This is a genomic window from Guyparkeria sp. (assembly GCF_046540515.1).
In the GTDB taxonomy this organism is placed as follows: domain Bacteria; phylum Pseudomonadota; class Gammaproteobacteria; order Halothiobacillales; family Halothiobacillaceae; genus Guyparkeria.
Genome location: NZ_JBKHFB010000049.1, coordinates 1 through 13189 on the forward strand (window position 1 = coordinate 1; position 13189 = coordinate 13189).

At 66.8% G+C, this 13189-nt stretch carries 13 protein-coding genes and 1 pseudogene; 3 read left to right on the top strand and 11 right to left on the bottom strand.

The annotated features are described in order from the left end of the window. Window positions 1-830: ribulose-bisphosphate carboxylase large subunit (locus ACLFRM_RS06840; protein ID WP_410754992.1), on the bottom strand; the 830-nt coding region annotated here is incomplete at its 3' end. 156 nt (window positions 831-986) lie between these two features. Here ACLFRM_RS06840 and ACLFRM_RS06845 point away from each other — a divergent pair. Then, window positions 987-1904, top strand: coding sequence for a LysR family transcriptional regulator (locus ACLFRM_RS06845; RefSeq protein ID WP_410754993.1), 918 nt, complete (start codon window positions 987-989; stop codon window positions 1902-1904). Window positions 1905-1906: 2 nt separating this feature from the next. Here ACLFRM_RS06845 and ACLFRM_RS06850 read toward each other — a convergent pair whose 3' ends face one another. The 4 genes from ACLFRM_RS06850 to lgt form a co-directional block, all read right to left on the bottom strand. Beyond that, window positions 1907-2365, bottom strand: a complete 459-nt coding sequence (locus tag ACLFRM_RS06850) for a hypothetical protein (RefSeq protein WP_410754994.1) — start codon at window positions 2363-2365, stop codon at window positions 1907-1909. A 116-nt stretch (window positions 2366-2481) separates the two neighbouring features. Then, window positions 2482-2985 (bottom strand): type 3 dihydrofolate reductase, encoded by a 504-nt coding sequence (gene folA / locus ACLFRM_RS06855; protein ID WP_410754995.1) that lies wholly within the window; start codon window positions 2983-2985, stop codon window positions 2482-2484. A 122-nt stretch (window positions 2986-3107) separates the two neighbouring features. Further along, window positions 3108-3902 (bottom strand): thymidylate synthase, encoded by a 795-nt coding sequence (locus tag ACLFRM_RS06860; protein ID WP_410754996.1) that lies wholly within the window; start codon window positions 3900-3902, stop codon window positions 3108-3110. Beyond that, window positions 3899-4720 (bottom strand): prolipoprotein diacylglyceryl transferase, encoded by an 822-nt coding sequence (gene lgt, locus ACLFRM_RS06865; protein ID WP_410754997.1) that lies wholly within the window; start codon window positions 4718-4720, stop codon window positions 3899-3901. The genes ACLFRM_RS06860 and lgt overlap by 4 nt, the downstream gene beginning before the upstream one ends. Window positions 4721-4812: 92 nt before the next feature. On the opposite strand from lgt, the gene ACLFRM_RS06870 reads away from it, so the two are divergent. Further along, the gene (locus ACLFRM_RS06870) at window positions 4813-6828 is read left to right on the top strand and encodes a thioredoxin domain-containing protein (protein ID WP_410754998.1); all 2016 of its coding nucleotides are present in this window, start codon (window positions 4813-4815) and stop codon (window positions 6826-6828) included. 161 nt (window positions 6829-6989) lie between these two features. Beyond that, on the top strand, window positions 6990-7793 hold the full coding sequence (locus ACLFRM_RS06875; protein ID WP_410754999.1) for a GNAT family N-acetyltransferase: 804 nt from the start codon (window positions 6990-6992) through the stop codon (window positions 7791-7793). Between the two features lie 290 nt (window positions 7794-8083). Here ACLFRM_RS06875 and ACLFRM_RS06880 read toward each other — a convergent pair. From ACLFRM_RS06880 to rpmI, 6 genes and pseudogenes are all read right to left on the bottom strand, one after another. Further along, window positions 8084-8348 (bottom strand): annotated as a pseudogene (locus ACLFRM_RS06880) (MerR family transcriptional regulator); the annotation flags it as partial. After that, complete coding sequence (locus ACLFRM_RS06885) at window positions 8326-8628, bottom strand: integration host factor subunit alpha (protein WP_125198477.1); 303 nt, start codon at window positions 8626-8628, stop codon at window positions 8326-8328. The gene ACLFRM_RS06885 and the pseudogene ACLFRM_RS06880, both read right to left, overlap by 23 nt. 23 nt (window positions 8629-8651) lie before the next feature. Next, window positions 8652-11027 carry a phenylalanine--tRNA ligase subunit beta gene (pheT, locus tag ACLFRM_RS06890; RefSeq protein ID WP_410755000.1) on the bottom strand — a complete coding sequence of 792 codons (2376 nt, stop codon included), beginning with the start codon at window positions 11025-11027 and terminating at the stop codon, window positions 8652-8654. A gap of 108 nt (window positions 11028-11135) precedes the next feature. Then, entirely contained in the window at window positions 11136-12158 is a 1023-nt protein-coding gene (gene pheS / locus ACLFRM_RS06895) for a phenylalanine--tRNA ligase subunit alpha (RefSeq protein ID WP_410755001.1), read from the bottom strand. Between the two features lie 194 nt (window positions 12159-12352). Beyond that, window positions 12353-12712 carry a 50S ribosomal protein L20 gene (rplT, locus tag ACLFRM_RS06900; protein ID WP_410755002.1) on the bottom strand — a complete coding sequence of 120 codons (360 nt, stop codon included), beginning with the start codon at window positions 12710-12712 and terminating at the stop codon, window positions 12353-12355. An 11-nt stretch (window positions 12713-12723) separates the two neighbouring features. Next, complete coding sequence (gene rpmI, locus ACLFRM_RS06905; protein ID WP_125198480.1) at window positions 12724-12924, bottom strand: 50S ribosomal protein L35; 201 nt, start codon at window positions 12922-12924, stop codon at window positions 12724-12726. Window positions 12925-13189: the final 265 nt, after the last annotated feature.

Sequence of the window (13189 nt, forward strand, 5' to 3'; positions counted from 1 at the left end):
CACCACTTGGCCAGGCCGGTGTTCGCGGTGAAACCGCCGGTGATGTAGTCGTGCATGATGATCGGTGCGCCAATCTCCTTGGCGAACTCGGCACGCTTGTACATCTCTTCCGGGGTCGGCGCGGTGACGTTCAGGTAGTGACCCTTGCGCTCGCCGGTCTGGTTCTCGGCGGTCGTGGTGGCTTCCTGGACGAACAGGAAGCGGTCACGCCAGCGCATGAACGGCTGGGAGTTGATGTTCTCGTCGTCCTTGGTGAAGTCGAGACCACCGCGGAGGCACTCGTAGACCGCACGGCCGTAGTTCTTGGCCGACAGGCCCAGCTTCGGCTTGATGGTGCAGCCCAGCATCGGACGGCCGTACTTGGACAGCTTGTCACGCTCGACCTGGATGCCGTGCGGGGGACCACCACAGGTCTTGATGTAGGCGATCGGGAAGCGGACGTCTTCCAGGCGCAGGCCACGGATGGCCTTGAAGCCGAACACGTTGCCGACCAGCGAGGTGAACACGTTGACGACAGAGCCTTCCTCGAACAGGTCGATCGGGTACGCGATGAAGGCGTAGAAGGCGGTGTCGTCACCGGGCACGTCCTCGATGCGGTACGCGCGACCCTTGTAGAAGTCCATGTCGGTCAGGAGGTCGGTCCACACCGTGGTCCAGGTACCGGTGGAGGACTCGGCTGCAACGGCGGCAGCGGCTTCCTCGCGATCGATGCCCGGCTGCGGGGTGATCTTGAAGCACGCCAGCAGGTCGGTGTCGAGCGGCGTGTACTCCGGCATCCAGTAGGTTTCGCGGTAATCTTTTACGCCCGCGCTGTAACTTTTAGTCGCCATAGCGATCCTCCGGAAGGGTAAGGTTGGCATTGGGTTTGGGATCGACCTAGGGGGAAGGCCCCTCTTTCGTCTCGGCCGATACTATACGTCCACCGACCATCAAAGCAATTCAAAATAAATGATGTTCACCATAAAGAAAGCCTTATGGAATAGCCGATGATCCGATTCACATTGCACCAGCTGCGCGTCTTCAGTGCCGCGGCCGAACTCCTCAACTACACCAAGGCAGCCGAGAAGCTGCATCTTACGCAACCTGCGGTGTCAATGCAGATCCGTCAGCTGGAGGACAATGTCGACCTGCCCCTGTTCGAGCAGACCGGCCGACAACTGTACCTCACGGACGCCGGTCGGGAGCTCTACGGCTACGCCCAGCGCATCCTCGAGGTGATCACCGAGGCCGAGGAGGTGCTGGAGGGGATGAAGGGGGTGCACCGCGGCCACCTGCGGGTCAGCGTGGCGAGCACGGCCAACTACTTCGTCGCCCGCCTCTTGGCCGACTTTTCCAAGCGTTATCCCGGTGTGTCGATCAGCCTGGACGTGACCAACCGACAACGACTGCTGCGGCAACTGGCGGACAACGAGGCCGACATCGTGATCATGGGTGAGCCGCCCACGGACGCGGACCTGCATTCCGAGGCGTTCCTGGAAAACCCGCTGGTCGCGATCGCTGCCGCCGATCACCCGTTGGCCGGGCGCAAGTCGATCGCGCTGGAAGAGCTCGCGCAGCACCGGTTCGTACAGCGCGAATCCGCCTCGGGCACGCGCGCGGCGATCGAACGGTTCTTCGAAGAGCACGGGTTCGCGGTCAAGCCGGGGCTGGAGATGCGCTCGAACGAGGCGATCAAGCAGGCGATCGAGGCGGGACTGGGTGTGGGCATCGTCTCCCAGCACACCCTGGAGCTCGAGCTGGAGACCGGCCGGCTGGTGATACTGGACGTGGTCGGGCTGCCGATCATCCGGCACTGGTACATGGTCCAGCGCCAGGGCAAGCGCGACACCCCGGTGATGCGCAGCTTTCACGATCACGTGCTCGAGCAGGCCGAGCGGCAGGTGCGTCTTCCGAAGAAGAAATGAGCTCAGCGTTGCTGGCGCTCTTCCTCGCGGACCAGTGGTGCCCAGAACTCGCGCAACGCGCCGACCGGCACCGGCTCGCGTGCATTGAGGAAGGGCTCGGCGGTGGTGACCAGCACCGGGTGGCGCTCGGTCATCTGCTGCATCCAGTGGATGTCGCGGTAGGAGAGGTAGTCGCCACTGAAATGCGCCGGCAGGGACACCCACTTGGCGACGGTCGCCGCCGGGGCCAGGGCCAGCCAGACGGCCATCGCGATCAGCGGCACGCCCACCCAGGGGTGGCCGTACTGGGCCGTGTCGGCCAAGAGCGACCACTGCAGCATGAAGAACGCGCCGGTCAGGGCAATCCCGCTGGCGTAGATCCAGCGATGCCTGACGGCGATGTCGTAGACGTGGACCAGCCGGGCGATCAGCTCGGGCTGGTAATCGAATTCGTCGCGCAGGTCGAGTGAGGGCTGGTTCATGCGGACTCCGTAGTTGTCGGTTCCGGCGGCATGCGGCGCCGCGCGGTTCGGGAATCCTTTCACCGGATGATAGCTGATGTCTTGGATCGGGTCAGACCGGTGCGGCCGGCCGAGGTTCAGGTCGGGACGCGGTCGAAGACCAGGAACTGGTACGGATAGGGGTTCTTGTCGTCGGGGTCGTGGCGCGTCGCCTCGGTCAGCTCCCACTCGTCGGGTACGTAGACGGGGAAGTGCGCGTCGCCGGCGATCTCCACTTCCACCAGCGTCAGGTACATGCGGTCGGCACGCGGCAGGTACTGGTAGTAGATGTTGGCCCCGCCCATCACCATGGCCTCCTCGCTTTCGTCGAGGTGCTTTTCGGCCTCGGCCAGGGCGGCATTGAGCGAATGCACCACGATCACGCCCTCGGCGGCAAAGCCCTGGTCGCGCGTGACCACGATGTTGGTGCGGCCCGGGAGCGGTTTGCCGATCGACTCGAAGGTCTTGCGTCCCATGATCAGCGGCTTGCCCATGGTCAGCTGCTTGAAATGCTTGAGGTCGGCCGGCAGCCGCCACGGGAGCTGGTTGTTGCGACCGATGACCTGGTTGCGGGCCATCGCGGCGATGAGACTGACGCGCATGGGAATTCCTGCCTTGCGGCAATGAAGTGGGATCGACCCGGCAGTCTAGCCCAAATACGGGGGGCGTTCATGTCAATCCGTTCTTTCGACCCGAGGCTGGCGATGTTGGCAGCTCGATCTCGTTACACGGCGACCTTGGCCTTGATGTGCGGGTGCGGGTCGTAGTCGACCAGTTCGAAGTCCTCGAAGACGAACTCGTCGATGGTCCGTCGCGCGGGGTTGATGCGCATGGTCGGCAGGGAACGCGGTTCTCGCGTGAGCTGTTCGCGTGCCTGGTCGAGATGGTTGTGGTAGAGGTGCGCGTCGCCCAGCGTGTGGACGAACTCGCCGGGTTCGAGGTCGCAGACCTGGGCGACCATCATGGTCAGCAGGGCGTAGCTGGCGATGTTGAAGGGCACCCCGAGGAAGATGTCGGCGCTGCGCTGGTAGAGCTGGCAGGAAAGCTTGCCGTTGGCGACATAGAACTGAAACAAGAGATGGCAGGGTGGCAGCGCCATCTCGGGGACGTCGGCCGGATTCCAGGCCGTGACGATCAGCCGGCGCGAGTCCGGATTGGTCTTGATCTGCTCGATCACGCCGCCGAGCTGATCGATGGTGCCGCCGTCGCGCGTCGGCCAGGAGCGCCACTGCGCGCCATAGACCGGACCCAGGTCACCGTTCTCGTCGGCCCATTCGTTCCAGATGCGCACGCCGTTGTCCTGCAGGTAGCGCACGTTGGTGTCCCCGCTGATGAACCACAACAGCTCGTGGATGATCGAGCGCAGGTGCAGCTTCTTGGTGGTCAGCGCCGGGAAGCCCGCGGCGAGGTCGAAGCGCATCTGGTGGCCGAATACGCTGCGTGTGCCGGTGCCGGTGCGGTCATCGCGGTCCACGCCGTGGTCGAGCACGCGTTGCATCAGGTCGAGATAGGCCTTCATTCGGACTTGGTTCCAGCTTGGGTGTGAGCGGGGCGATCCATGATACCGCGGCGATACGCCCAGGCGAGCAGGGCAGCACCGGCGAGGATCATGGGCGCGGACAGGACGTGACCCATGGTCAGCCAGTCGCCCGCGAGATAGCCGATGTGGGCATCCGGCTCGCGGACGAACTCGACGGCGAAGCGGAAGGTTCCGTAGCCGGCTAGGAACAGACCCGAGACGGCCATGCGTGGCCGCGGGCGCATGGAGAAGACCCATAGCAGCGCGAACAGCACCAGCCCCTCGAGAAAGGCCTCGTAGAGCATCGACGGGTGGCGCGGCTCCGGGCCGCCGCCGGGAAAGACCATGCCCCAGGGCAGGGCGGTGGGACTGCCCCAGAGCTCGGCATTGATGAAGTTGCCGATTCGGCCGAAGAACAGGCCTACCGGCACCAGCGGAGCGATGAAATCGGTGAGCGTGAAGAATGCCAGCCCCTGCCGGCGCGCATAGAGCGCCATGGCCACCAGCACGCCCAGCAATCCGCCGTGGAAGCTCATGCCGCCGTCCCAGATCGCGAACAGGCTCAAGGGCGAGTCGATCAGCATGCCCGGCTGGTAGAAGAGCATGTAGCCGACGCGCCCGCCGACGATCACGCCCAGTGCTCCGTAGAACAGCAGATCATCGACCTGCACCGGGCTGATCGGCCAGTCGGGGCGACGCGCGCGCAGGCGGGCCAGCGCCCATGCGCCGGCAAAGCCGAACAGGTACATCAGCCCGTACCAGTGAATGGCCAGCGGGCCGATCTGCAGGGCGACGGGGTCGATGACGGGATAGTCCATGGGGAGGGCCGTTGTTGTGAAACGCGCACGAGTCTACCAGTATCGTTGGCTCTTTCTCGCGACACCCATTCCCCGCGTCAATGGAGCCACCGATGGCCAATCCGCGCCTGCTCGAATCCACCAGCCCCTACCTCCAGGCTCACGCCGACAACCCGGTCGAATGGTATCCCTGGAACGACGAGGCACTCGATCGCGCCCGCGCCGAGGATCGCCCCATCCTGCTCTCGATCGGCTACGCCGCCTGCCACTGGTGCCACGTGATGGCACGCGAGAGCTTCTCCGATCCGGGGATCGCCGCGGTGATGAACCGGTACTTCATCAACATCAAGGTCGATCGCGAGGAGCGCCCCGATCTCGACAAGACGTTCCAGACCGCGCACGCGCTGCTGAACCAGCGGGGCGGCGGCTGGCCGCTGACCGCCTTTCTCAACCCCGATGACCTGACCCCGTTCTTCATCGGCACCTACTTCCCCGCCGAGCCGCGTTTCGGCATGCCCGGCTTTGCCGACTTGCTCGAACGGGTGCACAGCGCCTACCGCGAGAAGCGCGACCAGACGCGCGAGCAGGGCGTGGCCGTTCACCGGGCCCTGAGCGCCACGCCACCGGGCAGCGACGAGCTGCCCCCGGTGTCCCGGGTCGATGCCGCCCGCGCTCGCCTCGAAGGGGCACTGGACGATGAGCACGGTGGACTCGGCGGGGCACCGAAGTTCCCGCAGTTGCCGATACTCGACTTTCTCATCGACGAGGCGGCCGCCCGGGATGCCGACGGGGGCGGGCGGCTGGACCATGCCGTGGCCGCCCTGCTCGACGGCGGGCTGTTCGATCACCTCGACGGCGGCATTTTCCGCTACTGCGTGGATGCCGACTGGACCATCCCCCACTTCGAGAAGATGCTGCTGGACAACGCCCAGCTGCCGGATACCTTGTCACGCTTTGCCTTGCTGGCCCCCGAGAATGCTGAACGTCGTGCCGTGATCGAATCACTGCTCGAGCGGAGCATCGCGCACTTTCTCGAGCGCATGCGCCTGCCCGACGGCACCTTCGCGGCCAGCCTGGATGCCGATACCAAGGGGGAGGAGGGCGCCACCTACCTCTGGACCCCCGACGAGGTGCGCTCGGTGCTGGAGGCGGCCGGCCTGGACGCCGCCCGCATCGAGTGGTTTCTCGGCGACTACGGCCTCGACCGGCCGGCCAACTTCGAGGGGCGCTGGCATCTCGCCGCGGTACACCGTGCCAAACGGGTCGAGGAGGTGCACCCCCTGGACGAGCCGGTGCGCCATGCGCTCCTGTCCGTTCGTGATGCCCGTCCCCAGCCCAAGCGCGACGACAAGTCCCTGCTCGGGTTGAACGCCCTGCTGGCCACCGGACTGATGCGCGCCGGCAGTCGGCTGGGGCGTGACGACTGGGCGAGCCGCGGAATCGACCTGCTCGACCGGCTGGTGCCTGCCGAGGCCGCCGTGGCCGACCTGCCCACCGGTCACCTCGACGGGCGCCCCTCGGTACCGGCCTTCCTCGACGACCTCGCGCTGCTGCTCGAGGCCGAGACAGAGGCCTTGTTTCGTGCTCCGAGTCGCGGGCGCCTGCGACGCATCGAGGCGATCGTCGAGACCATCACCCAGCGGTTCGCCGATCCGGGCGGGGCATTTCGTCTCAGCCACGTGGGGCACGGGGCGCCGGTGGCGGGACTGGTGGTGTTCACCGATGATGCCCAGCCGTCCGGCAACGCGGTGCTCGCCGATACGCTCACCCGGCTGGGTTACGCGCTGGGGCGCACGAACTGGCTGGCCCTCGCCGAGGGCATCTTCAAGGCCGCGGCCGGCTCGATCGAACGCGCCCCGCAGGCCCACGGCCGTCTGCTGGCCGCCCTGCGGCGTTTCCATCAACCGGGTCCGGTGGTGGTGATCAAGGCGCGCGACCTGCCTGCCTGGCAGGCGGCGATCGGCAATCTGCGTCGGCGAGGTATCACCGTGATCGCCAGCGGCGACGACGAACTGCTCGCCGACAAGCCGCGGCCGGAGGACGGGGTCGGGCTGGCCTATGTCTGTCGCGGGACGGCCTGCCTGCCGCCGGTGGACGACCCCGATCGGCTCATGGAGTCGTTTGGCTGAGCGCCGGCAAGGGAGTCTCTCTGACCGGACTTGCCCCCTCGTGGCATTGACGGTTCTCGCCGGGTGGCGAGGCCGTCATCGGATCGACATGCTCCCGTCATGTTCCTGCCAACTCCTCTCCCCACCCTGCGCGTGGTCACACCACGTCAAGGAGAGGGTTCATGCAGCCAGACGAGGCAAGCCGGCACGGCCGGCCCGGGGCATCCGGTGGGCTTTCGGTTGCCTTCGCGACCAGCGAAGCCGAGCGCGAGGCCTGCTACCGGCTGCGTTACCGCGTGTTCGTCGAGGAAATGGGGGCGCGGATTCCCGCCGGGCACGCGGGGCTCGAGCGCGATGGCTTCGACCCGCACTGCCACCACCTGATGGTGCGGGATGCCGACGGCCTGGTGGTCGCCTGCACCCGGGTGCTGACCGATACCCAGGCTCGCCTGACCGGCGGTTTCTATTCCGAGCAGGAATTCGACCTCGCCGGGATCCGTGAGTTGCCGGGGCGGGTCATGGAAATCGGTCGGACCTGTGTCGATCCGGGCTGGCGCCGCGGCGGGACCATCGCCGCGCTCTGGGCGGGGCTGGCCCGATTCATGGCGGACAACCGTTTCGGCTACCTGATCGGCTGTGCCTCGATTCCGATGGGCGACGGTGGGGCGACGGCGCGGGCGATCAGCGATCACCTCAATCACTGCCACCCGGCCCCGGCCGACCGGCGGGTCCGGCCACGCCGACCGTTGCCACCGCTCGTCGGCGAGCGGGCGGGCGTATCGCCACGGTTGCCGCCGCTGCTGAAGGCCTACATGCGGCTGGGGGCGACGGTGGCCGGTGAGCCGTGCTGGGACCCGGCGTTCGGCTGCGCGGACCTGTTCATCCTGCTGGAGAGTGCGGATCTGCAGGCGCGTTACCTGCGTCATTTCGTCGAGCGTCGTCGGGGGGCGGAAGTACGGCCGGTCGGGGCGCATATCGCCGCCTGAGCCGGGGTGCCGGATTTCCGAATCAGGGAGTCAGCGCTTGTTGCAGTAGGGGGCCAGCTCGTCGACCAGGGCCTCGAGGCCGAGGCGGATCTCGCGCAGGTCAAGTTGGCGGCCGGCGGGCAGGGGTGGCTCGCCGGACTCGTGCGGCGACGGTGACTCGCCCTCGGCGCGGGGCTCGCTCTGGGGATCGAGCGCCAGCAGGTTCCCGCCGCTCTGGCTGATGCGCTCGCGCATCTCGCGCACCGCTTCGAGCGCACTGGAGGACTCGCGCGAGGAGGCCTTGGGCAGGGCGGCGAGCTGCTGGCGGGCGCCGGCGATCGTGAAGCCCTGTTCGTAGAGCAGGGTGCGTATCAGGCGGATCAGCTCGATGTCGTGGCGCTGGTAGTAGCGGCGGTTGCCGCGGCGCTTGATCGGCTTGAGCGGTTCGAATTCCTGCTCCCAGTAGCGCAAGACGTGCGACTTGACGTCACACAGCTGGCCGACTTCCCCGATGGTGAAATACCGCTTGCTGGGAATCGGCGGGAAGGTGAATTCAGTCTTGCTCTGGGCCGTCATAGGCTTCCACCAGCGACTTGAGTTTCTGGCCGGCGCGGAAGGTCACCACCCGGCGGGCGGTGACGGGAATCATCTCCCCGGTGCGCGGGTTGCGCCCGGGGCGTTCGTTCTTGTCCCGCAGCTGGAAGTTGCCGAAGCCGGAGAGCTTGATGTCCTCGCCCGATTCCAGCACCTGCCGCATCTCCTCGAAGAAGAGATCGACGAAGTCCTTGGCTTCACGCTTGTTGAGGCCAAGTTCGTTGTGCAGCGTTTCTACCAGATCCGCTTTCGTAAGAGCCATGTAAATCGGTTCCCGGGGTCAAGTCAACCGCGCAGCTCGACGTCGTGCTGGCGGAGGTGTTCGAGTATGTGGTTGATTGTATCGGTAATCTCGTCGTCGGTGAGGGTGCGCTCGTCATTCTGGAACACGAGCTTTACCGCCAGCGACTGCCTGCCCTCGGCCACGCCTTCTCCCACGTAGCGGTCGAACGGCTCCACCTCCCGCAGGAACTCGCCGCCGGCCGTCTCGATGGCGCGCGCCAGGTCGCTAAAGGCAAGCGTTGTCGGGGTCACCAGGGCCAGATCCCGGCGGATGCGCGGGAACTTCGACAACGTCGCGCTCTGCGGCAGCGACCGTTGGCCGATGCCGGCCAGCGACAGCCGGGCGGCGAATACCGGCCCCTTGAGGTCGAAGGCCTTGAGCGTGTCAGGGTGCAGGGCGCCGAACTCGCCGACCGTTTCGCCGTCGACCAGCACCTCGGCCGCCTGACCGGGATGCAGAGCGGGGTGCCGGCCTGCGCGGAAGGTCAGCTTGTCGGACAGGCCGAGCCCCTCGAGCAGGTCCTCGAGATCGCCCTTGATGTCGTAGAAGTCCACCGGTCGGGTGGCCTGGGCCCATTGTTCCGGGGCGGCGAGCCCGGCGGCGACGAAGGCCAGCTCGCCGGTCTCGCGGGCCGCCTCGGCGGTGGAGCCGGCAAAACGGTGGCCGGTCTCGAACAGGCGGATCGCCGGTTGCTGGCGCTTCTGGTTGTGGGCGACCGCCTCGAGCAGGCCCGGCCAGAGGCTCTGGCGCATTACCGCCATCTGCGAAGCGATCGGGTTGGCCAGGGCGATGGGCGGGCTGTCGGGGGTGATCACCGCGTCAAGCTCGGGATCGACGAAGCTGTAGGTGATCGCCTCGAAGTAGCCGCGGTCGGCCATCAGATCGCCGATGCGGGTCGTGGTGTTGTCGGTGGCCGCCGGCAGGCCGATCTCCGGGGTCATGCGCGCGATCGGCGCGCGGAACTCGTCGTAGCCGATCAGGCGTGCCAGCTCCTCGAGCAGGTCCTCGGGGATGGCCAGATCGAAGCGACGGCTGGGCGGCACGACGGTTAGCACGTCGCCGTCGACCCTTACCTCGCAGCCCAGCCGGGTCAGCAGGTCCGCGGCGCGGTCGGTGGCCACCGGCAGACCAAGGCGCCGCTCGGCCCAGTCCATGTCGAGCGTGATCGGCGCCGGGGAGGGCAGTTCGTGGCCACCGCTCGCCTCGAGCACCGGGCCGGCCTGGCCACCGAGCCGCTCGGTGATCAGCTGGGCGGCGCGGTCGATCGCCCGGCGTGGCAGGCTCGGGTCGACGCCGCGCTCGAAGCGGAAGGCGGCGTCGGTGGTCAGGCCGAAGCGTCGCGCCCGTCCGGCGACCGCCTCGGGGGTGAAGTGGGCGGATTCCAGCACGATGCGGCGCGTCTCGCCGGATACGCCGGAGGGCTGGCTGCCGATGATGCCGGCCAGCGCGATCGGGTTGGCGGCATCGGCCACCACCAGGCAGTCCTCCTCCAGCGTCAGTTCCTGTTCGTTCAGGCCGATCATCTTCTCGCCGGCCGTCGCCCAGCGCACGCGGATATCGCCGTCGAGCTTCTCGGCGTCGAAGGCGTGCATCGGCTGGCCGGTCTCGAGCATCACGTAGTTCAACAGATCGACGATCGGCTCGACCGTCGAGACGCCGGCGCGGCGCAGGCGCTCGGCGATCAGCACGTCGGTCTCGCCGCGGGCCGGGATGTCCTCGATCACCTGGGTGAGGTAGACCGGGCAGGCATCGGCCGCCTCGATGGCCGCCGGCTGGGTGGCATCGATGGACGTGGCCGGGGCCTGGGTGTCGGGCGCGGTCAGCCTGGCATCGAACAGGGCGCTGCATTCCTGCGCCAGCCCGGCGATCGAGAGCACGTCGCCGCGGTTGGGGGTGATGCCGAGTTCGATCACGGCATCGTCGAGATCCAGCCACTCGCGCAGATCCTTACCCACGGGGGCGTCGTCGGGCAGTTCCAGCAGGCCGTCGCGAGAGCTGGAAAGCCCCAGTTCGTCGGCACCGCAGAGCATGCCGTGGGAGGGTTCGCCGCGCAGTTTCGCCTTTTTTATCTTCATGCCGTCGGGCAGGGTGGCGCCGACTCTCGCCAGCGCGGCGCGTAGCCCAACGCGCACATTGGGCGCGCCGCAGACGACCGGCCAGGTGGTCTCGCCGTCGAAGACCTCGGTGACGCGCAGCTTGTCGGCATCCGGGTGCGGACGCACGGTTCTGACCTCGGCGACGACGACGTTGTCGAAGGCCGGGGCGGCGGGTTCGATCGCATCGACCTCCAGCCCGGCCATGGTCAGGCGGTGGGCCAGCGCTTGAGTGTCGACCTGCGGATCAATCCAGGTTCTCAGCCAGTTCTCGGAAAAAAGCATCGGGTGTCAGGTCCTCGGGCCTTGGTCCGGTCGGCCGCCGCGGTGGTGCAGGCGGCCGGGCACAAATTCGGTGGGTCGGCCGGCGCCTCCGGCTCGACGGGATGTGTATTACTGGAATTGGCGCAAAAAGCGCAGGTCGTTCTCGAAGAACGCCCGCAGGTCGTCGACCCCGTAGCGCAGCATAGCCAGGCGCTCGACGCCCATGCCGATGGCGAAACCGCTCACCTCGGCCGGGTCGAGATCCACCGAGCGCAGCACGTTGGGGTGGACCATGCCGGCGCCCAGCACCTCGATCCAGCCGGTCTTCTTGCACACGCGGCAGCCCTCGCCACCGCAGTGGACGCACTGGATGTCGACCTCGGCCGACGGTTCGGTGAAGGGAAAGAACGACGGGCGCAGGCGGATGGGCAGGTCCTCGCGCTCGAACAGGGCGGCGAGGAAGGTCTCCAGCGTGGCGCGCAGGTCGGTGAAACGCACGTTCTCGTCGAGGTAGAGCACCTCGATCTGGTGAAACATCGGTGAGTGCGTCATGTCCGAGTCGCAGCGGTAGACGCGGCCGGGGGCGATCACCTTCAGCGGCGGCTTTTCTTCCTGCATGGCGCGGATCTGCACCGGCGAGGTGTGGGTGCGCAGCAGGTGGCTGGCGTCGAAGTAGAAGGTGTCGTGCATCGCCCGAGCCGGGTGGCTCTCGGGGATGTTCAGGGCGGTGAAGTTGTGCCAGTCGTCCTCGATCTCCGGGCCCTCGGCGACGCGAAAACCCATCGCCTGGAAGATGGCGGCGACGCGCTCGGTGATCTGGGTGACCGGGTGCTTGGCCCCGGGCGGGCGGCGACGACCGGGCAGGGTGACGTCGATGGTCTCGGCATCGAGCCTGGCCTTGAGCGCGGCGGCCTGCAGGGTCTCGCGGCGTGTCTTCAATGCAGCGATCACGCGGTCCTTGACCGCGTTGATGGCCGCCCCGCGCGTCTTGCGCTCCTCGGGGGCGAGCTGGCCGAGGGTCTTCATCTGGGCCGTGATCGAGCCCTTCTTGCCCGTGTATTCCACCCGCAAGGCCTCGAGTGCGTCGAGACTGTCGGCTGCCTCGATGCGCGCCAGTGCGTCGGTCTCCAAGGTGTCCAGGGAGTTGCTCACCGCTTACACGCTCCTTCCAGTTGCTTAGCCACCCGTTGCCGGAAGTCGGGCAGGACCGGCCTCCGGCGAAGGGCGTTATTGTGGCGTAAACCTGAGTAAAATCAATGCCTTCAACGAAAAAAGGCGCCCTCGGGCGCCTTTCGATGATCCGAGCGGGCAACCGGTGGTCGCCCGCGATGCGAGATCGGTCCGGATCAGCCTGCCAGGGCAGCCTTCGCCTTTTCGGCCAGGGCGGCAAAACCCGCCTTGTCGTGTACCGCGATGTCGGCCAGGACCTTGCGGTCGACCTCGACGTTGGCCTTGTTCAGGCCGTCGATCATGCGGCTGTATGACAGGCCGTTGTTGCGTGCCTCGGCGTTGATACGCGCGATCCACAGGCCGCGGAACACGCGCTTCTTCGCGCGACGGTCACGGTAGGCGTACTGGCCGGCCTTGATGACTGCCTGCTTGGCGGAGCGGTAGGTACGCGAACGCGCACCGTAGTAACCCTTCGCCTTGTTCAGGACCTTCTTGTGCTTGGCATGGGCGGTAACGCCACGCTTGACTCGTGCCATGGTCTATCTCCTCACTTCTTGCCGTAGGGCATCATGCGCTCGACGAGCTGGACGTCGGCCTCGTGAACGTAGGCCGGCGAACCGAGCTGACGCTTCCGCTTCGACGATTTCTTCGTGAGGATGTGACGCAGGTGCGACTGACGACGCTTGACGCCGCCCGCGGTGATCTTGAACCGCTTGGCGGCCCCGCGATTAGTCTTGATCTTGGGCATGATCAACTCCAGTTCAGGTTTATTTTTGGATATCCGGCCACGTCGGAGTGGTTAACGTGCGCGGACGACTTGGCTCTTTCTTCGGCCCGGACGGTGCCGGGGCCAAAAAAGAGCGCCGAATCATACTCCTTTTGCCGGGCGCTTGGCAAGATCGAGCCCTGGCGATGGTGCTCGTCGGCCCCGCTCGGGCTGGAACAGCACCGCCTCGCTCCGTTACCGGTAACGGGCCGTCGCCCGTCAGCACTCGGGAGGGGCGATGTAAAAA

Coding starts and splice junctions, on each gene's coding strand:
- ACLFRM_RS06870 (WP_410754998.1), top strand. CDS start 4,813: ATGGCCAATCCGCGCCTGCTCGAATCCACCAGCCCCTACCTCCAGGCT.
- ACLFRM_RS06875 (WP_410754999.1), top strand. CDS start 6,990: ATGCAGCCAGACGAGGCAAGCCGGCACGGCCGGCCCGGGGCATCCGGT.
- rplT (WP_410755002.1), bottom strand. CDS start 12,712: ATGGCACGAGTCAAGCGTGGCGTTACCGCCCATGCCAAGCACAAGAAG.
- pheT (WP_410755000.1), bottom strand. CDS start 11,027: ATGCTTTTTTCCGAGAACTGGCTGAGAACCTGGATTGATCCGCAGGTC.
- ACLFRM_RS06845 (WP_410754993.1), top strand. CDS start 987: ATGATCCGATTCACATTGCACCAGCTGCGCGTCTTCAGTGCCGCGGCC.
- lgt (WP_410754997.1), bottom strand. CDS start 4,720: ATGGACTATCCCGTCATCGACCCCGTCGCCCTGCAGATCGGCCCGCTG.
- rpmI (WP_125198480.1), bottom strand. CDS start 12,924: ATGCCCAAGATCAAGACTAATCGCGGGGCCGCCAAGCGGTTCAAGATC.
- folA (WP_410754995.1), bottom strand. CDS start 2,985: ATGCGCGTCAGTCTCATCGCCGCGATGGCCCGCAACCAGGTCATCGGT.
- ACLFRM_RS06850 (WP_410754994.1), bottom strand. CDS start 2,365: ATGAACCAGCCCTCACTCGACCTGCGCGACGAATTCGATTACCAGCCC.
- ACLFRM_RS06860 (WP_410754996.1), bottom strand. CDS start 3,902: ATGAAGGCCTATCTCGACCTGATGCAACGCGTGCTCGACCACGGCGTG.
- ACLFRM_RS06885 (WP_125198477.1), bottom strand. CDS start 8,628: ATGGCTCTTACGAAAGCGGATCTGGTAGAAACGCTGCACAACGAACTT.